At 55.0% G+C, this 20,750-nt stretch carries 19 protein-coding genes; 12 read left to right on the plus strand and 7 right to left on the minus strand.

Annotated elements, in window-relative coordinates:
- Nucleotides 1–5 precede the first annotated feature (5 nt).
- The gene (locus VH413_08350; GenBank protein ID HEX3798698.1) at nucleotides 6–1,271 is read left to right on the plus strand and encodes a hypothetical protein; all 1,266 of its coding nucleotides are present in this window, start codon (nucleotides 6–8) and stop codon (nucleotides 1,269–1,271) included.
- Nucleotides 1,272–1,302: 31 nt separating this feature from the next.
- Here the strand turns inward: VH413_08350 and VH413_08355 are convergent, their stop codons facing one another.
- Nucleotides 1,303–2,175 (minus strand): helix-turn-helix domain-containing protein, encoded by an 873-nt coding sequence (locus VH413_08355; protein ID HEX3798699.1) that lies wholly within the window; start codon nucleotides 2,173–2,175, stop codon nucleotides 1,303–1,305.
- A gap of 127 nt (nucleotides 2,176–2,302) precedes the next feature.
- Between VH413_08355 and VH413_08360 the strand changes: the two genes are divergently transcribed.
- From VH413_08360 to VH413_08410, 11 genes are all read left to right on the plus strand, one after another.
- Nucleotides 2,303–3,565 carry an L-rhamnose isomerase gene (locus VH413_08360; GenBank protein HEX3798700.1) on the plus strand — a complete coding sequence of 421 codons (1,263 nt, stop codon included), beginning with the start codon at nucleotides 2,303–2,305 and terminating at the stop codon, nucleotides 3,563–3,565.
- A 16-nt stretch (nucleotides 3,566–3,581) separates the two neighbouring features.
- Nucleotides 3,582–5,072, plus strand: coding sequence for a sugar ABC transporter ATP-binding protein (locus VH413_08365; GenBank protein HEX3798701.1), 1,491 nt, complete (start codon nucleotides 3,582–3,584; stop codon nucleotides 5,070–5,072).
- Nucleotides 5,069–5,995 (plus strand): ABC transporter permease, encoded by a 927-nt coding sequence (locus VH413_08370; GenBank protein HEX3798702.1) that lies wholly within the window; start codon nucleotides 5,069–5,071, stop codon nucleotides 5,993–5,995. Before VH413_08365 ends, VH413_08370 begins: the two co-directional genes overlap by 4 nt.
- Nucleotides 5,995–7,011: an ABC transporter permease gene (locus VH413_08375; protein ID HEX3798703.1), complete on the plus strand. Its 1,017-nt coding sequence runs from the start codon at nucleotides 5,995–5,997 to the stop codon at nucleotides 7,009–7,011. Before VH413_08370 ends, VH413_08375 begins: the two co-directional genes overlap by 1 nt.
- Nucleotides 7,012–7,065: 54 nt before the next feature.
- Nucleotides 7,066–8,085: a substrate-binding domain-containing protein gene (locus VH413_08380; GenBank protein ID HEX3798704.1), complete on the plus strand. Its 1,020-nt coding sequence runs from the start codon at nucleotides 7,066–7,068 to the stop codon at nucleotides 8,083–8,085.
- 78 nt (nucleotides 8,086–8,163) lie between these two features.
- Nucleotides 8,164–8,613 carry a MarR family transcriptional regulator gene (locus tag VH413_08385; GenBank protein ID HEX3798705.1) on the plus strand — a complete coding sequence of 150 codons (450 nt, stop codon included), beginning with the start codon at nucleotides 8,164–8,166 and terminating at the stop codon, nucleotides 8,611–8,613.
- A 2-nt stretch (nucleotides 8,614–8,615) separates the two neighbouring features.
- Nucleotides 8,616–10,034, plus strand: a complete 1,419-nt coding sequence (locus VH413_08390) for a nitrilase-related carbon-nitrogen hydrolase (protein ID HEX3798706.1) — start codon at nucleotides 8,616–8,618, stop codon at nucleotides 10,032–10,034.
- Nucleotides 10,031–12,184 carry an AMP-binding protein gene (locus VH413_08395; GenBank protein ID HEX3798707.1) on the plus strand — a complete coding sequence of 718 codons (2,154 nt, stop codon included), beginning with the start codon at nucleotides 10,031–10,033 and terminating at the stop codon, nucleotides 12,182–12,184. The genes VH413_08390 and VH413_08395 overlap by 4 nt, the downstream gene beginning before the upstream one ends.
- On the plus strand, nucleotides 12,181–12,990 hold the full coding sequence (locus tag VH413_08400) for an alpha/beta hydrolase (GenBank protein ID HEX3798708.1): 810 nt from the start codon (nucleotides 12,181–12,183) through the stop codon (nucleotides 12,988–12,990). The genes VH413_08395 and VH413_08400 overlap by 4 nt, the downstream gene beginning before the upstream one ends.
- 188 nt (nucleotides 12,991–13,178) lie before the next feature.
- On the plus strand, nucleotides 13,179–13,445 hold the full coding sequence (locus VH413_08405) for a hypothetical protein (protein ID HEX3798709.1): 267 nt from the start codon (nucleotides 13,179–13,181) through the stop codon (nucleotides 13,443–13,445).
- Nucleotides 13,446–13,467: 22 nt separating this feature from the next.
- The gene (locus VH413_08410; GenBank protein ID HEX3798710.1) at nucleotides 13,468–14,280 is read left to right on the plus strand and encodes a TatD family hydrolase; all 813 of its coding nucleotides are present in this window, start codon (nucleotides 13,468–13,470) and stop codon (nucleotides 14,278–14,280) included.
- Nucleotides 14,281–14,372: 92 nt separating this feature from the next.
- On the opposite strand, the gene VH413_08415 is transcribed toward VH413_08410, so the two are convergent.
- The 6 genes from VH413_08415 to dapF form a co-directional block, all read right to left on the minus strand.
- Nucleotides 14,373–15,422: a WYL domain-containing protein gene (locus VH413_08415; protein HEX3798711.1), complete on the minus strand. Its 1,050-nt coding sequence runs from the start codon at nucleotides 15,420–15,422 to the stop codon at nucleotides 14,373–14,375.
- 3 nt (nucleotides 15,423–15,425) lie between these two features.
- A complete protein-coding gene (rho, locus tag VH413_08420) occupies nucleotides 15,426–16,562 on the minus strand; it encodes a transcription termination factor Rho (GenBank protein ID HEX3798712.1) in 1,137 nt (378 codons plus the stop codon).
- A gap of 455 nt (nucleotides 16,563–17,017) precedes the next feature.
- Nucleotides 17,018–17,521: a 2-amino-4-hydroxy-6-hydroxymethyldihydropteridine diphosphokinase gene (gene folK / locus VH413_08425; GenBank protein ID HEX3798713.1), complete on the minus strand. Its 504-nt coding sequence runs from the start codon at nucleotides 17,519–17,521 to the stop codon at nucleotides 17,018–17,020.
- Between the two features lie 157 nt (nucleotides 17,522–17,678).
- Nucleotides 17,679–18,413 carry a 4-hydroxy-tetrahydrodipicolinate reductase gene (gene dapB, locus VH413_08430; GenBank protein ID HEX3798714.1) on the minus strand — a complete coding sequence of 245 codons (735 nt, stop codon included), beginning with the start codon at nucleotides 18,411–18,413 and terminating at the stop codon, nucleotides 17,679–17,681.
- 19 nt (nucleotides 18,414–18,432) lie between these two features.
- Nucleotides 18,433–19,311 carry a 4-hydroxy-tetrahydrodipicolinate synthase gene (gene dapA / locus VH413_08435; protein ID HEX3798715.1) on the minus strand — a complete coding sequence of 293 codons (879 nt, stop codon included), beginning with the start codon at nucleotides 19,309–19,311 and terminating at the stop codon, nucleotides 18,433–18,435.
- A gap of 346 nt (nucleotides 19,312–19,657) precedes the next feature.
- On the minus strand, nucleotides 19,658–20,443 hold the full coding sequence (gene dapF / locus VH413_08440) for a diaminopimelate epimerase (GenBank protein HEX3798716.1): 786 nt from the start codon (nucleotides 20,441–20,443) through the stop codon (nucleotides 19,658–19,660).
- Nucleotides 20,444–20,750 lie beyond the last annotated feature (307 nt).

Below are 20,750 nucleotides of genomic sequence, written 5' to 3' on the forward strand. Positions count from 1 at the left end.
CGAACATGAAATCGGTTCTTCAGCTTAAAACCATCACCAAAAAAATCGGCGCGCTCGTTGACGACGCCCTTGCGGAAAATGGCGGCCTCTTGCGGCTCGCGCCCTGCTGGGTTCCGCGCTCCTTTCTCCAGCCCGGCAAGCGCCTGAAGTTGCATCCCGACGACTTGTATGCTTTTGGTTTGAACCGCGGCGGCATTGACGAACGCTGGTTTGCTTCGACTACGCCCGCCGCCAATGACAATCGCACGCCGGATGAAGGTCTGAGTTATGTTGTCGCCGGAAAAAATCGTTTTACCCTCCAAGCTGCCGTGGCTGAACGCGGCGAAACGCTGGTCGGAAAAAAAATCTGGGCGAAGTATCAGCGTTGGCCGGTCTATTCCAAGTTCTTTGACAACATGGGGCCGATTCCCCATCACATGCACCAATCGGCGAAACAGGCGCGCCTCGTCGGCCAGGAAGGCAAACCGGAATCCTATTATTTTCCTCCGCAACATAACAACGTCGGAAATAATTTTCCCTACACCTTCATGGGACTTGAGCCCGGCACGACCAAGGCGCAAGTCCGCAAATGCCTGGAAAATTGGAACAAGGGCGACAACGGCATCCTCGATCTTTCACACGCCTATCGCTTGAAACCCGGCAGCGGCTGGTTGATCGGTCCGTCTATTCTTCACGCGCCCGGTTCGCTTTGCACGTATGAACCGCAATGGGGTTCGGATGTTTTCGGCATGTATCAATCGCTCGTGGAAGGACGCGAAGTGCCGTGGGCGTTGCTTGTGAAAGACATGCCGAAGAACAAGCATCGCGACCTGGACTTCATCGTCGAGCAACTCGATTGGGAAGCGAATGTGGACCCGAATTTCAAGGACAACCATTACCTGGAGCCGGTGCCCGTGGCGGATACGCGTAGCGAAGGTTTTGTTGACCGCTGGATCGTCTATGGCAAAGTCCACGGCCAGCAATATTTCAGCGCCAAGGAATTGACCATTGATCCCGGTGTGAAGTGCACGATCAAAGACAACGGCGCTTATGGACTTATTACCGTCCAGGGCAATGGCCGCATGAATTCGTTGCGACTGGATTGTCCCAAGCTCATTCGCTTCCACGAATTGACCGAGGATGAAGTTTTCTGCACCGAAGTCGCCGCGCAAAATGGTGTGATGTTTGAAAACGCCTCAAATGTCGAACCCTTGGTGGTATTACGCTACTTCGGCCCCGGAGTAAATCCCGAGGCGCCGGAAATGGGCGCATATCGGCGGAACAAATTCTAGTTCACTCGGTAAAATCTTTAACCGTCAAGTGTCAGTTCGGCAGACTCTGACGCTTCCGGTATTCACTCGGCGATTCGCCAAAGGTTTTCCGAAATTGCCGGCTGAAATAATTGCTGTCCCCAAAGCCAACTTGAAACGCGATCTCGGTGATGTTCTGCCCGTCCTTGCGCAAAAGTTCCGCGGCCCGGCGGATGCGCTGCTCGATCAAATGAGAAATTGGCGAACTGCCCGTCGCTGCTTGAAACGCGCGGATGAAACTCCTTTTAGACATGCGAGCCATCTGCGCAAGTTCGTCGAGATGCACATCACGGTCCGAGTGCAATTCAATATGCGCAATGGCCTCGGCAATTTTTAACAAGGCGCGCGAATTCGCATTTTTGGAACGTCCGTAACACCGCGAAAGATACGCCACCAACTGCATGAACAGCGCCATCGCCATAAATCCAAACCCAGCCGAACGGCGTTTCAGTTCTTCGTCAAGCTGTTCGACAAACCCCATCGCTACCGCCAATTCACCGGGCGAAATCCGCAACCGGCTTGTGAATTGATGGCGCCGCCGCCACATCGGTTCGAGATTAAAGAGTGCGTGGTAACCCGGCAAGGTGGCCAGGTCGAGCAGCTTCAGCTTTAATTTGTCCGGACGAAAGAGCACATTGACGAGGCAGAGATTTTCCAGGTTTTGATAATCGTGCGAAAGCGGTCCGCCAATGACAAAGACATCGCCCGCCACCAGCGGCCATGATTCCTTGCCCGCCACATGCAATCCGCGCCCGCCCGTGATGATGACAATCTCGGTGAAATCGTGTTTGTGGCGGCCAAATGGCTTTTGTGGATGCCGTCGCTCAACGGCAATCGGAAAGCCGTCCTTATTAAACCAGTCTTCCGTTTTAAGTGTGCGTAGCATCTTGAATTTGGCGGTTTTGTGACTGGCAATATAATGCTAGCCGATGGCGATTTAGTGAAGGCATTTTTTGCGCTATCTGGCATCCTCATTCCACAGCCCGGATCCATTTAAGCGGGGAAGCTGATTTATGAATCAAAAACATATTGAATGTGCCTACGCATTGGCCGAGGAACGCTATGAAGAATTTGGCGTCAATGTTCGCCGCGCCCTCGAACGGCTCGCCGAAATTCCCATCTCCCTGCAATGCTGGCAGGGCGACGATGTCCAGGGCTTCGAACATTCCGGCAGCGAACTGGGCGGCGGCCTCGCCGTGACGGGAAATTTTCCCGGCAAGGCAACCACCCCCGAACAATTACGTGCCGACCTCGACAAGGCTTTATCTCTGATTCCCGGAAAGCATCGCGTGAACATTCATGCTTGTTATGCGGAGACGAATGGCAAATCGGTTGGCCGCGACGAACTGGAACCCGCGCATTTCCGTAACTGGATTGACTGGGCGCGCGAAAATGGATTGGGCCTGGATTTTAATCCCACTTTTTTCGCCCACCCAAAAGCCGCAGATGGTTTCACCCTGACCCATCGCGATCCCGCGATCAGAAAATTCTGGATCGCGCATGGAATCGCCTGCCGAAAAATCGGCGTCGCGATTGGCAAAGCCCTCAAAAATACTTGCGTGACGAATCTCTGGATACCTGATGGCTACAAGGACACTCCGGTGGACCGTCGCGCGCCCCGTGAACGCCTGACGGAATCGCTCGACGCAATTTTCGCCACGTCCATAAACTCAAAATATAATCTCGACGCGGTCGAATCAAAATTGTTCGGCATCGGCTCGGAAAGTTATGTCGCGGGCTCGCATGAATTTTATCTTGGTTACGCGATTCGGAACCGCAAATTACTTTGTCTCGACACCGGGCACTTTCATCCTACTGAAACCGTCGCCGACAAAATTTCCGCGGTACTGAGTTCGCTCGATCAGATTTTATTGCACGTTAGCCGGGGAGTGCGTTGGGACAGCGATCATGTTGTTATCCTGACCGACGAACTTCTCGCCATCGCGCAAGAACTCGTGCGCGGTGATTACCTGAAACGCGTCCATATCGGCATGGATTATTTCGACGCGAGCATCAATCGCGTGGCCGCCTGGGTGATTGGCGCGCGCTCGGTTTTAAAGGCGCTTCTGATCGCACTGCTCGAACCCACGGGAGAACTGCGCGCACTGGAAACCGCGGGCGATTACACCAGCCGTCTTGCGTTGATCGAGGAATTGAAAACCTTGCCATTTGGCGCCGTGTGGGATTTCTATTGTGCCAAAGCCGGAGTGCCAGTGGGTGAAAACTGGCTCACCGAAATCAAGCGCCATGAACGCCAGGTTCTGCTAAAACGATGACGAAGCGTTTCGCAAATTGAAATCTCTCCTTCAATTAACGGCGGTGGCCAAATCGTTCGGCGCGGTGCGCGCGTTGAAAGGTGTCTCGTTCAATTTGCACGCTGGCGAAGTCCATGCGTTGCTCGGCGAAAATGGCGCGGGCAAATCCACGCTGATAAAAATTATCACCGGCGCGCATAACCGCGATTCGGGAAGCATCGAGATCAATGGCGAATCAGTTGGCCATTTGACACCCGCCCGTGCGCACGCGCTCGGAATCGCCTGTATCTACCAGCAACCCGCGCTTTTTCCCGATTTGACCGTTGCGGAAAATATCGCGTTGCGGCTCGAAGGCAGCCGAAGTTTGCGGCGCATTGATTGGAACGCCCGCGAAACGAATACCCGCAATTTATTGCAGCAGATCGGCGCTGAGATTGATCCCGATTCTGAGGTGCGCACGCTGTCCATGCCTGAACAGCAGTTGGTCGAGATTGCGTGCGCACTTGGCGCGGGTGCGCGCATCGTCGTCATGGATGAGCCTACCGCATCGCTCACGCAAAAGGAGCAACAACTTTTATACGGCGTCGTGCGCAAACTGCGAGCCAGCGGCGTGGGTGTTATTTATATAACGCATCGCCTCGAAGAAATTTTTTCACTCGCCGACCGCGTCACGGTATTGCGCGACGGCGAGAGTGTCGGCACACGGCCGATTACTGAAATCAATGAAGCTGCGCTGATCAAATTGATGGTCGGCCGCGAAGTTTCGCATTTATATCCACCGGCAGAAGGCACGCCCGGCGGCGTTTTGCTATCGTTGAAGAATGTCGGTTGCACATTGACTGGCATTAAAAATGTCACACTGGAAGTTCGAGCGGGAGAAATTGTTGGACTCGCGGGACTTGTCGGCGCGGGCCGGACGGAACTTGCGCGAATTCTCTTCGGCCTCACGCCGGCTGATGCAGGCGAAATTTTTCTGCACGGCGAACGCGTCAGCATTTCTTCACCGCCGGAAGCGGTTGCCCACGGGATTGCTTATGTCCCCGAAGATCGCCGCCGCCACGGAGTGATTCTCGAAATGCCCATTGCCGCAAACATGACCCTGGCAATTCACCGGCGGATTTTTCCTGGCGGCTGGTTGCGGCCAAAAGCCGAGCGCGAATTGGCCGGAAATTATATGCGCGATCTGGGCATCAAAGCGTGGGGACCAGAAGCGCCGGGCGGTTCACTCAGCGGTGGCAACCAGCAAAAAGTTGCGCTCGCGCGCTGGCTGGCGACGAAACCCAAACTGCTCATTCTCGATGAGCCGACGCAAGGCGTGGACGTGGGCGCAAAAAGTGAAATCCACAAACTCATCCGCCAGCTGGCGCGCGATGGCCTAGCGGTGCTGATGATTTCCAGCGACCTGCCGGAAATACTTGGGATGAGCGACCGCATCGGCGTGATGCGCGGTGGAACCATCGTGGCCATGTTGCCCGGCAAAACGGAAGCACACAACGTCATGACCACCGCACTGGGGCAAGCCGGATGAAACGCTACTTTCGGGAAATTTCCGTTGCCGCCGCGCTCACAGTTTTGCTGCTGGTGCTCGCGATTTTTGCGCCGGCATTTTATCAGGGACAACCCCTGCTTTCGCTGTCGGCGCGCGAGTCCCCCACCCTGGTCGTCGCGTGCGGCATGGCGCTAGTTATCATGACGCGGCAAATTGATATTTCAGTGGGATCACAATTCGCCGTGTGTTCCGTTTGTGCCGGATTGCTCGCGACGCGATGGCCACTGGCGTTGGTGTTGCCGGTGAGTGTCGCACTGGGCGCGTTGCTCGGCGCGATCAACGGCGCATTGGTCGCCGGAATGAAATTGCCATCCATCGTCGTCACGCTGGCGACAATGGTCACGTGGCGCGAAGGCTTGCGCTGGCTGCGCCAAGGCCAATTCGTCAATCTGCCGGACAACGTCCAATGGTTCGGTCTAAGCCAGCAAACGGGACAATGGACGCTAATCGGTGCAGCACTTTTGCTATTAATACTGGCAGCCACCGGAATGCGTCATCTGGCGATTGGCCGATTTATTTATGCGGTCGGATCGGATGCCGAAGCGGCGCGGCTCGCAGGCATCCGTCCGCGCTTGATTACATTTGGCACGTTTGTGCTAATGGGCGCGCTCACCGGACTCGCCGCGATGATGAATATCGTGCAATCTCCGCAGGTGGATCCCAATTCAGGTACCGGCCTGGAACTAAAAACGATTGCCGCCGCCGTCGTCGGAGGCGTCGCCATTTCCGGCGGGCGCGGCAATTTGTGGGGCGTCTTCACGGGCCTGCTCCTGCTTGCGTGCATCAACCCCGCCCTCACCCATCTGCACATCGAAGCGTATTGGGAAAAAGCGATTCAAGGTGCGATCATTCTGCTCGCGATTGTTGCTGATGGCTGGCGCAACCGAAAGGAGGCAAGTTGATGAACGCAAAATCCCAACGAGCCAGCCGCTGGCAAATTTTATTGCTGCGGCATGAAACGATTTTACTGCTCGTGGTGGCGCTCGAATGGATTTATTTCGATGTGGTTGGGCAACGATTCGGCACCGTGGACAACACCTTCGAGATTGTGCGGCATTCGGTGGAGATCGGATTGCTGGCGTTGGTCATGACGCCGATCATTTTAACGGGCGGCATTGATTTATCAGTGGGCTCGCTGCTGGGGCTTTGCGCCATCTTGTTTGGAAAACTCTGGCGGGACGGCGGCCTCTCTCCGTTGAACGCAGGCTTTTGCACACTGGTCATCGGTGGTTGCGCCGGCGGCCTGAACGCGGGCTTGATAACGCGATTGAAACTGCCGCCATTAATTGTGACTTTGGGAACCTATTCGCTATTTCGTGGGCTGGCTGAAGCCATCACTCATGGAGTGGATACCTTCACCAATTTTCCCGATTCATTTTTATTTTTCGGACAGGAACGCTGGCTGGGCGTGCCTGCGCAGTTGCCAATATTTTTGGTGATCGCAATCGCAATCTGGTTGATGGTGCATCGAACCGTTTTGGGGCGGTCATTTCGCGCGATCGGATTTGCGCCCGAAGGCGCGCGTTACGCCGCCATACCCGTGAATCGGCGCATCGGTTTTTTATATGTGCTGGCGGGCGTGATTTCCGCACTGTCCGCGATCATTTACACCGCGCGCCTCGGGCAAGCGAAGGCTGACGCCGGGTCCGGCTATGAACTATTCGCCATCACCGCCGTTGTCCTGGGCGGAACAAATATTTTTGGAGGCGTCGGTTCGGTGCATGGAACCCTGCTCGGCGTGGCGGCCATCGCGATATTGGATAACGGCCTCGTGCATGCGCGGCAACCGCGTGAAGTGGCCGGAATGCTCACGGGCGCGCTACTGATTGTCGCGCTATCCAGTTCGGCGTTGCCCCAACTGGTCGCCTTCCTGCGGGCGCGACGCAAAGAAACTCAGCCTTTGCGCGAGTCGCCATGATCGTTTTGACGAAACCATTTTGACAACCGAATCCAAACGAAACTTATTTATATTATGCGAAAATTCATCTCATTGATCACCGCCCTCGGGATTGTTCTCGTAGCCGGTTGCAGCAAGTCCCCGGACAATGCGCCCACCAGCAATACCCCCAATGCGAACGCGGGGAAAAAATTGACGATCGCCCTGATGCCCAAAAGCAAAGGCAACGCGTATTTCATTTCCTGCAAGCAAGGCGCGGACGAGGCGGCGAAGGAACTTGGAATCGAGTTGCTGTTCGACGGTCCGACCGACCCCGATCCGGCGAAACAAAATGAGATCGTGGACAACTGGATCACCCTTGGCGTGGATGGCATCGCGGTCGCGTGCGAAAACAAGGAAGGCATCTCGACGGCGTTGCGCAAGGCGCAGAAAAAAGGAATCAAGGTGTTGACGTACGATTCCGACGCCGAGCCGGACGCGCGCTCGTTTTTTGTCAACCAGGCGACTCCCGAAGGTATCGGTTACACCCTCATGGACGAAGCCGGAAGGCTGACGGGCGGCGAAGGCGAATTCGCCATCATCACAGCTTCGTTGACGGCGGCAAACATGAACGAGTGGCGCAAATACATCGAGGCGCGCCTGGCCGAAAAATTTCCAAAAATGAAACTCGTGACCGTGCGTCCTTGCGACGACCTCAAGGACAAAGCGCAAAGCGAAACCACCGCCTTGCTGAGCACGTATCCAAATTTGAAATTGGTCATGGCGATTTGTTCCCCAGCGGTTCCGGGCGCGGCCGAAGCTGTCAAGCAAGCGGGCAAGGCCGGCCAGGTCAAAGTGATTGGGCTGGGATTGCCGAGCGAAAATCGCCGTTACGTTAAAGACGGCGTCACGCAAAGCGTCATCCTGTGGAAAACCGTGGACCTTGGTTACCTCACCGTGGAGGCTGTGACGGCTCTGGCAAAAGGAAAATTAAAACCCGGCGCAACTTCCTTCAAGGCCGGACGCCTTGGTGACATGGAAATCAAAGGCGACAATATTCTCCTCGGCAAACCCTTCATCTTTAACAAAGACAACATTGATCAATTTGATTTCTAAATTCATTACTTTTTTTGAGCGGTAATACCTCGCCTCAATATTGTTGACATATCAACAATCTACGCCTAACCTGTCCGCATGAAAGCAGGCGGCGCCTCCAGTCCCCGGTATCAGGCTTTAATCGAATTATTGCGCGCTTCAGAAGCCCTCTGGAATGCCAGCCGCATTTTTTTCGCGCGCTGGGACCTGAGCCCGAGCCAATTCAATGTTCTCAATCTCCTCGACAGCCAGCCGCGCGGGCTCAGCCAGATCGAACTCAGCCGCCAGCTCATCATGCATCGCTCCAATGTTACCGGACTCATTGACCGGCTTGAATCGCGTGGGTTGGTCCAGCGACAGGACAGCGCGCAGGATCGCCGCGCGTTTAATCTGTTGCTTACGCCCGCAGGAAAAAAACTTATCCGGGAAATCAAGCCGCGTTATTTTCGCGCGGCAGAGGCGCTTTGGAGTGAGATTCCCGCCGCGCTTAACAAGGAACTAATAGCGACCCTGCGATTGATTGGAGAATCGGCGGCGAAATTAAAATAATTGTGGAGGCATCAAATCCCATACAACGCGATTTGTCGTGGCGCGAGGCGCTTTGGATAGCGCTGGCGGGCATGGTCGCTTTTCAACTGGCTTACACGTATGCATCGTGCAGTTTTTTAATCGCGGTCTATCTCTGGAGTCTATTTCAACTGACTCGTCTCGCAACCTCTCGCCACGCATTCTATTTCGGTTTGGGCGTTGGCTTTGCCACCTGTGCGCCGCAGGCAATGTTTTTCTGGGAAATCTTTGGTCCGGCGGCAATTGGACTTTGGTGCGTGCTGGCATTTTGGATTGCGCTCTTCGTATCACTCGGACGGCTGAGCCGCCGGGAGTTTGGGCCATTGGTTGGAGTTGTATTGTTGCCATTTCTTTGGACTGGGCTCGAATATTTTCGCAGTGAACTTTACTTCCTAAGATTTTCGTGGCTTAGCCCCGGGCTGGCATTTGCAAAAACTTTATCCTGGTTGCCGATGAGATATGTGGGCGTCTATGGAATTGCCTTCGTGATCATGACTGGCATTTCGATGTGCTCACTGCTCTCGCGCAAGCCGCAGATTTACACCTCACTCGGCCTGCTCCTTTATCTTGGCATCTTGACCAATCTCACTCCTCCGCGAATTCTCAATGCGTCGTCGCTGCCTTCAGACTTGCGCGTCGCGGGCGTGCAAATGGAATTTCCTTCGGAACTTGAAGCGCTGGATGGCCTGAACAAACTTGTGCAGGCGTTTCCCCAGGTTCGATTGCTGGTATTGAGTGAATGTACTTTCGACGGACCCGTGCCGGAGATCGTCAAAAACTGGTGTAGAAAAAATCAGCGTTATTTGATCGTTGGCGGAAAAGATGCGATAGACAAAACCAATTACTATAACACCGCGTTTGTCATCGGGCCTGACGGAACGATTATTTTCAAGCAGGCAAAGTGCATTCCGGTTCAATTCTTCAAAGACGGATTGCCCGCCACCGGCCAAAAGCTGTGGAATTCGCCGTGGGGCAAACTGGGAATTTGCATCTGCTACGATTTGAGTTATTCGCGCGTCACGGATGAATTGGTGCGACTGGGCGCGCAGGCCATCATCGTGCCGACGATGGATGTCGTGGATTGGGGACGGCATCAGCATGAGTTACACGCGCGAATCGCTCCGACGCGCGCGGCGGAATACGGCTTGCCCATTTTCCGGCTGGCGAGTTCGGGAATTTCACAAGCCGTCAATCTGGATGGCCGAGTTTTGACAACCGCGCCGACACCGGGTGAGGGAGCGATGCTTTCCACGACGCTTCGGCTTCCGGGGAGCGGAACGATTCCACCTGACCGGGTTATGGCTCGCATTTGCGTGGGCGTGACGGCAGCGGCGAGTGTGTGGTTTATTTTCAGTTGCGTTCGCAAGCGGAAAATTTCATTAGAAAATCCCAACCCACTATGACCGCATTCATTCGATTGCTGTTGCGCCTCTTTTTTCGCTTTCGCGCGTACAACGAGGAAGTGTTGAAGACACCGGGCCCGGTGCTGCTCGTGCCGAATCACACGTCATGGCTGGATTGGCTGTTCATCAGTGTGTGCGTGGATTCGGATTGGAAATTTGTCGTGTCTAGCACGGCGGCGCAGACGAGCTGGGTGCATCGGAAAATCATGCTGAACAAACGCACGTTTCCGATTGATACGAATTCTCCCTTCGCGGTGAAACGCATGGCCGAACATCTGCAAAACAATGGACGGCTTGTGTTGTTTGCGGAAGGCCGGCTGTCGCGCACCGGCACGCTGATGAAACTTTTTGAAGGCACGGGCTTTTTGTTGCTCAAAACCCATGCGAAAGTCATCACCTGCCAGTTGCGTGGCGCTTCGCGGCTGCCGTATTCACCAAATCCCGCGCCCAAGAAATGGTTTCCAAAAATCACGGCGCATTACGGCGAAGTCCTGACACCGCCTAAAATGGAAGTGAGCAGCGTGGCACAAGCGCGAGTCCGATTAACGACCTGGCTGCGCGATCAGATGGTGGGCCAGCAGTTCAAGGTGGAGATGGAATTCGGCCCCAAAGATGTGCTCTCGGCATTGGTGGAGATGGCGACGCAGCGTCCGCATCAGCGTGTTCTTGAAGATGTTTCGCGGCAACCGCTGACTTATCGGCGGATGCTGGTGGGTGCGGATGCCCTGGCGCAACCGTTAAAGAATATTTTGACGGACGACGAGAAAAATATCGGTGTCCTGATGCCGAACGTGAATGCTCTGCCCGTCCTGCTTTTGAGTCTGTGGCATCTCGGAAAAGTCCCGGCGATCTTAAATTTTTCAACGGGCACGGCGACGATGCTTGCCTGTTCCCAGTTGGCGGGGCTCAAGCAAATTATCACATCGCGGGCGTTTCTGGAGCGCGCGCGATTGAAGCTGGACGCGATGACGGATGCGGGAATCAAATTTATTTTTCTCGAAGACGTGCGGGAACGAATTGGTGGAGCGCAAAAATTTTTCTCGTTGTTGCGGATGACTTTCAACCCGCACTCGTTGAGCACAATCGCGCACGCGCCGCCAAGTGACTATCCGCAGCCGGCCGTGGTGCTTTTCACGAGCGGCTCGGAAGGCGTGCCGAAAGGCGTGGCGCTGACCCATACAAATTTACTTTCAAATATGCGGCAAATGCTCGCGGTGACGGACATCAAGGACGATGACCGCATGTTTAATTGTTTGCCGTTATTTCATAGCTTTGGGTTGACAGTCGGCACGTTGCTGCCGTTGGTGCGCGGAATTTATACGTTCATTTATCCGACGCCGTTGCATTACCGCGTGATTCCCGCCGCGTTCTATGACACGGACAGCACGATTTTTTTGAGCACGAATACGTTTCTCAACGGTTACGCGCGCAAGGCGCATCCGTATGATTTTCGGACGATGCGATATTTATTTGCGGCCGCTGAGAAACTCCAAGAGACGACCGCAACAACATGGTCGCAGAAATTCGGCGTGCGCATTCTGGAAGGTTATGGCGCGACGGAATGCGCACCGTGCATCACGGTGAATACACCGTTGGGACCGCGTTACGGTTCGGTGGGGAAATTGCTTCCGGGCATGCAATATAAGCTGGAGCCGACCGAAGGCGTGACCGAGGGCGGAAGGTTGTTCGTGCGCGGGCCGAACGTGATGCAGGGTTATCTCAACGCCGATGCCAACGCGAAGTCCAAGGGCCTGGATGGATGGTATGATACGGGCGATGTCGTGAGTGTGGACCCGGAAGGATATTTTTTCATTCGCGGACGCATGAAACGGTTTGCGAAGGTCAGCGGCGAGATGGTGAGTTTGACGGCGGTCGAAGACGCGCTGGCGGGAGCGTTTCCACAATACGGACTTCGCTGCCAGGTCGCGGTGATCACGCGTCCGGATGAAGGCAAGGGCGAAATGTTGATTGCGGTAACGAATGAACCCAAGTTGCAGATGGATGAAATTCGCAATGCGATCAAAAGCAAAGGGCTGAGCAACTTGAGCGTGCCGCGAGAAATAAAAGTGGTGAAAGAAATTCCGAAGCTGGGAACGGGGAAGATTGATTATCGGGAGTTGGATAAACTTGGTGAAGAGAAAAAGCTGTGACCGAAGAGCTTCAGATAAGGATTTGCGGTGATAGCTCTCTTCCGACGTTGGTTTATTTGCCCGGCTTGCACGGAGACTGGACTTTGATTGGAGCATTTCAAGTGGCGTTAAAAGGCAGAGTCCGGTTTGTTGTCGTAACGTATCCGCGTTCACTTACGTGGTCACCGAACGATTATGCGGATGCGGTTGATCTGATGTTGCAAAGAAGCGGAATCAAAACCGGATGGCTTCTGGCGGAATCTTTCGGATCACAAGTCGCGTGGGCGATACTGTCAAAGAGTAATAAATTTTTTTTGGTTGAGGGATTGGTTTTAGCCGGAGGGTTTGTAAAACATCCCTGGAAGTGGGGACCTCCACTAGTTCGCTGGCTCGTCCGCCATACTCCAAAAATTATCGGAAGATGGTTATGGAAAATCTATGAAGCGTATTCCCGTTTTCGGCATCGCCATTCGCCTGACGCATTGAAACTGATTGACGAGTTTCGTGATCGCCGGACAGATTTGGATTTGCAGGCAATGGAGAGGCGATTGGCCTCACTGGATGATTATGATCCTCGTCCGATAGCCTGCCAAACGAAGCTTCCTGTCTATTATCTGGCTGGATTGGTAGATCCTTTGGTGCCGTGGTTTTTGGTTCGCAGATGGCTGCGTCTAAACTGTCCGGGGTACCGTTGCGGAAAAACATTTTTGGCGGATCATAATGTTTTAGCGACGGCGGCGGCGGGAACAGCCGATACGGTAGTCGCGTGGATGGAAACGCGAAAAAAAGGATGTTGTAGGAGAAGTGATGTTATCTTTGAATCGTAGAAAGCAGCTTGTGTTTTTGAAGCTGCCCGATTGAAAACCGTTGAAACGGTTTTCTGTTTATTCGCTTGCGGTGTCCCTCGGCTGAAACCGAGAGTTAATGAAGTGACGGGCTGCCTGGATGTGCTGTTACAAAAAATGCGCAGTCGAATAATGGTTCCGTTGGTGAACGTCAAATGGTTGGTGAAGTTATGACACGACAGCAAATATTGGATATTTATTTTATGGATGCGCGGTCGAAGCTGATTGATTTGGCAGCGTTTTTGGATCGCGTGGAACGGGCCGAGGGCGAGGCGGATTTTCGGCTGGATGCTTTGCGCGCGGCGATGGAGGAGTTGAGCAATCCCGAAACGGGCAAGGCGCGGCGGGTATTGATGTCGCTGAGCGATACGACGTCTGAGCCGATTGAGAAGGCGCCGGGCAAAGGCGCGGTGGGTGCGTGGGTGGGACCGCGCTGAGTATTTTATTTTCAAATTTATCATGCGTTACATCGAACCACATGCTCACATGGTGAGCCGCGTCACCAACGATTACCAGGACATGATCACGGCGGGATGCCAGGCGGTTTGTGAGCCGGCATTTTGGGCGGGGTTTGATCGCAGTTCGGCGGACGGATTCTACGATTATTTTTGCCAGCTTACGGAGCATGAGCCGAAGCGCGCGGCGAAATTTGGACTGCCGCATTTTTCGTGGTTGTGCATCAATCCCAAGGAGTCGGAAGATTTAAAGCTCGCGGATGATGTGCTGGCGATCATTCCAAAATTTTTGGACAAGCCGAATGTGCTGGGCATCGGCGAAATCGGTTTGAACAAAAATAGCCGCAATGAAATGAAGGTGCTGGAGAAGCACGTGAATCTGGCGGCGGAACATAATCAGTTGATTCTCGTGCATACACCGCATCTCGAGGACAAGTTCAAGGGGACGCGGCTGATCGTGGATTTGATCAGGAACGACCGGCGCATCCGGCCGAACCGGGTGATTATTGATCATGTGGAGGAGCACACGGTGAAGCTGGTGCTCGATGCGGGCATGTGGGCGGGGATGACGCTTTACCCCGAATCAAAATGTTCGCCCGCGCGCGCGATTGACATGGTGGAGATGTATGGCAACGAACGGGTCTGGATGAATTGCGCGTGCGACTGGGGCATCAGCGATCCGCTGGCGGTGCCAAAAACGGCGATTGAAATGCGCAAGCGCGGGCATCGCGCGGAGGCGATTGATAAATTGATTTACCAGAACCCGCTGCAATTTCTCAGCCAGTGTCCGAAGTTTAAATTGCCGGTGGAAGAGTGAGTTTGGTTTTTAATGGTGCAGAATATCGAAACTTCTTTCGTCCCTCCGGGACTTGACTTAAAGAGACTTTAACCCAGCAATAAATTGCTGGGCTAAGATCTGTCGTCCCTGCGGGACTGCGGCGGCGCCGACTGGCTTTTCAAAATATTCTCAGCGGCTTTTTTTACCATCTCGGCGAGTTCGGCGGGTTGAACGACTACTGCGTTGCCTGCCCAACTTAAAATCCAGCGCTCAATTTCCGGGAGACTCGATAATTTTAAATGAAGTTCCACGCCGCCGTCGACCAACTCAATCAACTGCTGGGAATCGTGCCAGCGTTTTTCGCGGATGTAGTCGGCGACTTGTTCGTTGAAGCGGATGATGATTTGAAATTCGCCCTGGGCGGAGTGGACGCCGAAGCTGTCGCGCAGTCTCTTTTCGAGCGAGAATTTATGCGGGCGCGGAAAAGTTTTGCCCGTGGACTTCATCGCCTTGATGCGCGCAGGGGCGAAGGTGCGGATGTCCTTGCGCAAGTGATCATAGCCGAACATGAACCATTCGCCGTTGATGTTGCCAAGATGATATGGGTCAACGATGCGGATTTCGGCTTCGCGCTGGCCGGGCTTGCGATAGGTCAATTCAAGCTGCTGGCGTTGCGCAGTGGCTTTGCCGAGGGCGGAAAAGATTTCGAGATTGAGAATCGGCTCGGCGCGGGTGCGAAAGGAAATAGTTTGCTCCCAATCCGCGAGGTTCAGGGAAATGGTGTCGGGAAGCGACGCGGACATTTTCTTGAAAGCACTGATGAGCGGCTTCTCGAAATTGGTGCCGCGATATTGTTGCAGCGCTTTTTCCGCGACCAGCAACGCGAAGAGTTCGCCTTCGGTGATTTGCAGCGTGGGAAAGGAACTGACGGTTCCGGTGTAATAATAGCCGAACTTCGAGCCGTCGTATTCCAGCGGCAACTCCATGCGGTCGCGCATGAATTCGATGTCGCGATGGATGGACTTGGTGCTGACTTCGAGTTGGCGCGCGAGCGTGGCGGCGTTGGGATATTTGCCGGATTGAATCGCGGTGTGGATGCGCATCATGCGCTCCAGCGGCGGGCGCGAGAGCGGCACGTGGGCGGTTTTGGCCTTGGGTTTCATGCGAGCGCGAGGCCGCATCGCTTAAACCGCAAGCTTCGCGAGCAACTCGTCGTTGGTCTTGTGCTTCTTCAACGCGGCGAGGAGCGTCTCCATCGCTTCGATGGGATTGAGGTCCACCATCGTGCGACGCAATTTGCGCACGGCTTCGATTTGCTTGGCCGGGAAAAGTTTTTCTTCCTTGCGCGTGCCGCTCTTGGGGATGTCAATCGCGGGGAACAAACGGCGGTCGGAAAGTTTGCGGTCGAGAACCAACTCCATGTTACCAGTGCCTTTGAATTCCTGGAAGATCAGTTCGTCCATGCGCGAACCGGTGTCCACGAGCGCGGTGGCGAGAATCGTGAGCGAGCCGCCTTCTTCGATTTTGCGCGCGGAGGCGAACATCTTGCGGGGAATTTCGAGGGCGCGGGCATCCACACCGCCGGTCATCGTACGGCCGCTGCCGCCGTGAACGCTGTTGTAAGCGCGGGCGACGCGGGTGATGGAATCGAGGAGAACGAAAACGTCTTTGCCGGACTCAACCATGCGGCGACAGCGCTCGATCATGAAACGCGAAAGGCGCACGTGGGTTTCGAGGTCCTGGTCGTTCGACGAAGCGACGACTTCAGCTTTAACGGAGCGTTGAAAATCGGTGACTTCCTCGGGACGTTCGTCAATCAACAGCACGAGCACATGCACTTCGGGATGGTTCGTGGTGACAGCGTTGGCGATCTGCTTGAGGATGGTGGTCTTGCCGGTGCGTGGCGGCGCGACGATCAAACCGCGCGTGCCTTTGCCGATGGGCGTGACGAGGTCAATGATGCGTGTCTCGAGCAGGTCGGGCGCGGTTTCAAGATTGAATTTCTCGATGGGATCAATCGTGGTGAGATTCTCGAAACGGACGGATTTCGTATAATCCGAGAAGGCCATTTGGTTGACCGAGTCCACGGCTTTAAGCTGGGGACTGTTGCCACGATGGGGCGGTTGCGTAGGGCCGATGACCAGGCAGCCTTCGCGAAGGAAGTTGCGCTTGATGGTATCGGGTGTGACAAAAATATCGGTGGGCTTGGGATGAAAATGGTTCTGGGCGGTGCGCAGAAAACCAAAGCCTTTTTCGGAAATCTCGAGGTAACCCGACCCGATGTCCGAACCGGCGTTTGCCGGACTTGACGCTGTACTCATATTTATTTAGCTAGCTGTGAACGGTCTGGGGACTATTCCCCGAAAACTATTGAATTTAGAATTTTGGGAAACTGTTGCGCCGAAGAAGTGATAAAACTGCTTAACCGTTCGCAAACAGTCAGACCTACAAAGGGAAATTACGTTGAAAGATGTTGCGACGCAACAAATATTTTCAATAAATATTGGGAAGGAGCGCATCCGCGCACTGCCCCCAAATGGTAAGAAGGATCCCGCTTCGTGCAGTCCCGCGAGGACGAAAGAACTATTTCTGAAATCATCCGTGCGTACGCCGCATTGATTTTCATCAAATTCTTTCGTTGCTGGCGGGACTTGAATCGGAGGCGAACTAAAACCCAGCCATAAATGGCTGGGCTAAGTTCGGTCGTCCCTGCGGGACTGCGGCGTAGCGGCGGCGGTGACTTGCCGTGTCATAAAATTGTTTGGCGTACTTGGGCCTAGCCGGTGAGGCGGCGCATGGCGGGGTCGGGTGGGAGGGTGGCGAGGAGTTGGGCTACGGTTTTGGTTTCGCCGGGAAGGATTAGCGAGGGGGCGATTTCGCTTAGGGGTTCGAGAACGAAACGGCGGTCGCGTGCGCGCGGGTGCGGGAGGATGAGGGAGGCGGAGTTTCTCACTTCGTCGCCCCAGGCGATTAAATCCAAGTCCAGCGGGCGGGCTTCGTTCATTACTTTCTTTGGCTGGCGGCCGAATCCTTTTTCCAGCTTCTGAAGTTTTATCAACAAGGACTCGGGCGTTTCACCGAGAAGCGGTTGCAGGCCGATGACCGCGTTTAAAAAGGGTGACGAATCGGGTGGGCAGTCAACCGGGGTGGTCTGCCACCATGAGGATTGCAACAGGGACCGTGTGGAAAGATTTTGCAGATGCCCGACGGCGCCCTTCAGAATTTGCCGCGAGTCTCCGAGGTTGGAACCGAGGGCGACGAATGCGATTGGGGTTTTCATATCGGCATGAAATGGAGTTTCCGCGTCATTTCCGATGTGGTTGGCGAGGGCGCCAACCACTGCACGCGAGGGCGCGTGCGCTCCCCGGGAATAAATATCACCTCTACTGGAAAGGACGGTGTCAAGATGAGCAACATCGCCACTCGCGCGCGAAAATTTATTTTAAGCCGAGAACGTCCTGCATGTCGTACAGGCCGGGCTTTTGCTGGATGACCCATTGGGCGGCGCGGAGGGCGCCGTTGGCGAAGGTTTCGCGGCTGGAGGCTTTGTGGGTTAATTCGACGCGTTCGCCGTTGGTGGCGAACATAACAGTGTGGTCGCCGACGACATCACCGCCGCGGAGGGCGTGCATGCCGATTTCCGTCGCGGTGCGCGCGCCGACGAGGCCTTCGCGGCCGTGGCGGATGACTTTTTCCAACTGCTCTTTGCGCACGTCGGCGAGGATTTCCGCGAGCGTGGCGGCGGTTCCGCTGGGCGCGTCTTTTTTCAGACGATGGTGCATCTCGATGATTTCCAAATCGAAACCGGGCCCGAGGATTTCCGCGGCTTTGCGGACGAGCCAGAAAAGCGTGTTCACGCCGGTCGAATAATTCGACGCGAACACGATGGGAATTTTCGATTGCAGATTTTTGATCGCGGTTTTTTCGGCGTCGGAATGGCCGGTCGTGCCGATGACGATGGGCTTTTTGTTCTCGGCGCAAATCGTCGCGAGGTTCAGCGTGGCGTCGTGGGAACTGAAATCAATAACGACATCGCCGTGAGCGATGACGGAGCGCAGGTCGTCGCCGGCATCAATCTGGCCGGTGACTTTCAATTCGGGGATGCGCGCGGCGCAGGCGATGAGCATCTGGCCCATGCGGCCTTTCGCGCCGGTGATGATGACGTTCGGCATAATTTTTGGGCGGGTGAGATTAGCGGAGGACGCCGCAGACTTTCAGCGTCTTTTTCAGCACGAGACGATTTTTCGTGGTCATCGGCACGAGCGGCAGGCGAAATTCCTCGTGGATCAAGCCCATCATTGCCAGCGCGGCTTTTACCGGCAGCGGATTGGTTTCGATAAACAAGTCTTTGAACAACGGATAATATTTATCGTGGATTTTCAAGGCGACGTCGGGCTTGCCCATCGAGAAGGCTTTGACGAGGTAGGAAACTTCTTTGGGAATGATATTGGACGCGACGCTGATGACGCCTTGCGCGCCGACGGACATGAAAGGCAGCGTGAGCGAATCATCGCCGCTCATGATGGCGAAGTTCACGCCGAGCGCGGCACGAAGCTGGCTGACGCGGTCGGAATTGCCGCCGGCTTCCTTGATGCCGACGATGTTGACGCAATCGTGGGCGAGGCGGTTGACGGTATCCACGGCGATCTCGATGCCGCAACGGCCAGGGATGCTGTAGAGCATGATCGGCAATTTGGTGGCGCGCGAGATGGCATGGAAATGCTGGAACAAACCTTCCTGCGTTGGCTTGTTGTAATAGGGCGCGACCTGGAGTGAACCGTCCACGCCGGCTTTCTCGGCTTGTTGCGTCAGGTAAATGGCTTCGCTGGTGGAATTGCCGCCGGTTCCGGCGAGCACCTTGATCTTGCCGCCCGCGAACTTTACCGAGAGCAGGATGACATCAATGTGTTCCTGATAATTGAGCGTGGGTGATTCGCCAGTGGTGCCGACGGGGACGATGCCATCCACGCCGCCCTTGATCTGGGCTTTGATGAGGCGTTCGAGTGCGAGTTCATCAATTTGTCCGTTGCGAAACGGCGTGACGATTGCGGTATAAGTTCCTGTAAACATGTGTTATTAATCCAAATTACGCGGTTAAAGTCCGCGAAAGCGGGGCGTTTGGCGAGTCTGTTTTTTTGCCCGTTTCGGAAAAGATGAAAGGTGGGTATTTTGTCGGCAGTGATGAAATCTATTCCCTGGGAGCGCACGCGCCCTCGCGTGCAGTGGCTGGCGCCCTCGCCGGCCACATCTTTATCTGCATTTTTCTGAATAACATCCAAGCGGGACCGACGGGCGGGGGCGCCCGTCGGAACACGCGAGGGCGCGTGTGCTCCCCGGGAAAGGGAGTCTTGCTTTCACCAGCCATCAGCCTGTTTTCAGTCATGTTTTTTCCGTTTCGGGAGGACGGCCAACGCGGCTAAATTTCCATCTTGCCTTCAAAGACGAAATCCGCCGGGCCGGTGAGGCGCACGTCGGTGAAGTCATCGTTGTTTTGCTGGAAGCCGACTTCGAGCAGGTCGCCACCCTGGACTTGCACTTGCACGGGGGATTTCAGTTGATGCAGGCGCGCGGTGATGAGGGCGGAAGCGGTCACGCCGGTTCCGCAGGCGAGGGTTTCGCCTTCGACGCCGCGTTCGTAAGTGCGGACGCGAATGGTTCCGGGGCCGAGTTTTTGCACGAAATTGACGTTGGTTCCCTTGGGGGCGAAGTGCGCGTGGCGGCGGATTTCCTGGCCCCATTGCTGGACCATCGCCTGGTCGGCATCGGGCACGAACAACACGGCATGCGGCACGCCGGTATTGAGCGAATGAATGGGATGAGTGCCGTTGGAGAAATTCACTTTTTCCTCGAGGCGCAAGTCGCGCGGTTTAGTGAGGCTGACGGTGACGCGTTCGCCGACGACGGCGGCGCTGACGACGCCCGCGCCGGTTTCAAAGGTGAATTCGCTTTTACGGGTCAGTTTTTGGACGAATCGGCCAAAGCAACGGGCGCCGTTGCCGCACATATCGGCGAGGCTGCCGTCGCTGTTGAAGAAATCCCATGACCAATCAGCTTTGCCGGACTTGCAGGGAATCAAAAGCATGATGCCATCGGCGCCGATGCCGCGATGGCGGTCGCAGAGGCGGACGACTTGCGCGGAGGTGAGCTTGACTTTCTGTTCGCGGTTGTCCACGACAATGAAATCATTGCCGGCCCCGTTCATTTTCGTGAATTCCAAAACCATGCGGCAAGTTAAGGGCACAGGGTAAAAAGTTCAAAGGCTAAATTGGGGCATGGGCTTTGAAATAATTTGATTTTGACGCAGAGGCGCGGAGGCGCAGAGGCGCAGAGCGGGGAATGGGAATTGGTTACGGGGGGAAGAGGTTTTTTGGAGTTAATGAGGAGCGTTGGATGAAAGGTGGGCGTTGGTTTCATATGGGGAGTTCTTTCGTCCCTGCGGGACTTGATTTGTGACGGACGTGAACCCAGCAATAAATTGCTGGGCTAAGGTCTGCCGTCCCTGCGGGACT

The sequence above is a fragment of the Verrucomicrobiia bacterium genome (assembly GCA_036268055.1).
GTDB lineage: Bacteria > Verrucomicrobiota > Verrucomicrobiia > Limisphaerales > Pedosphaeraceae > DATAUW01.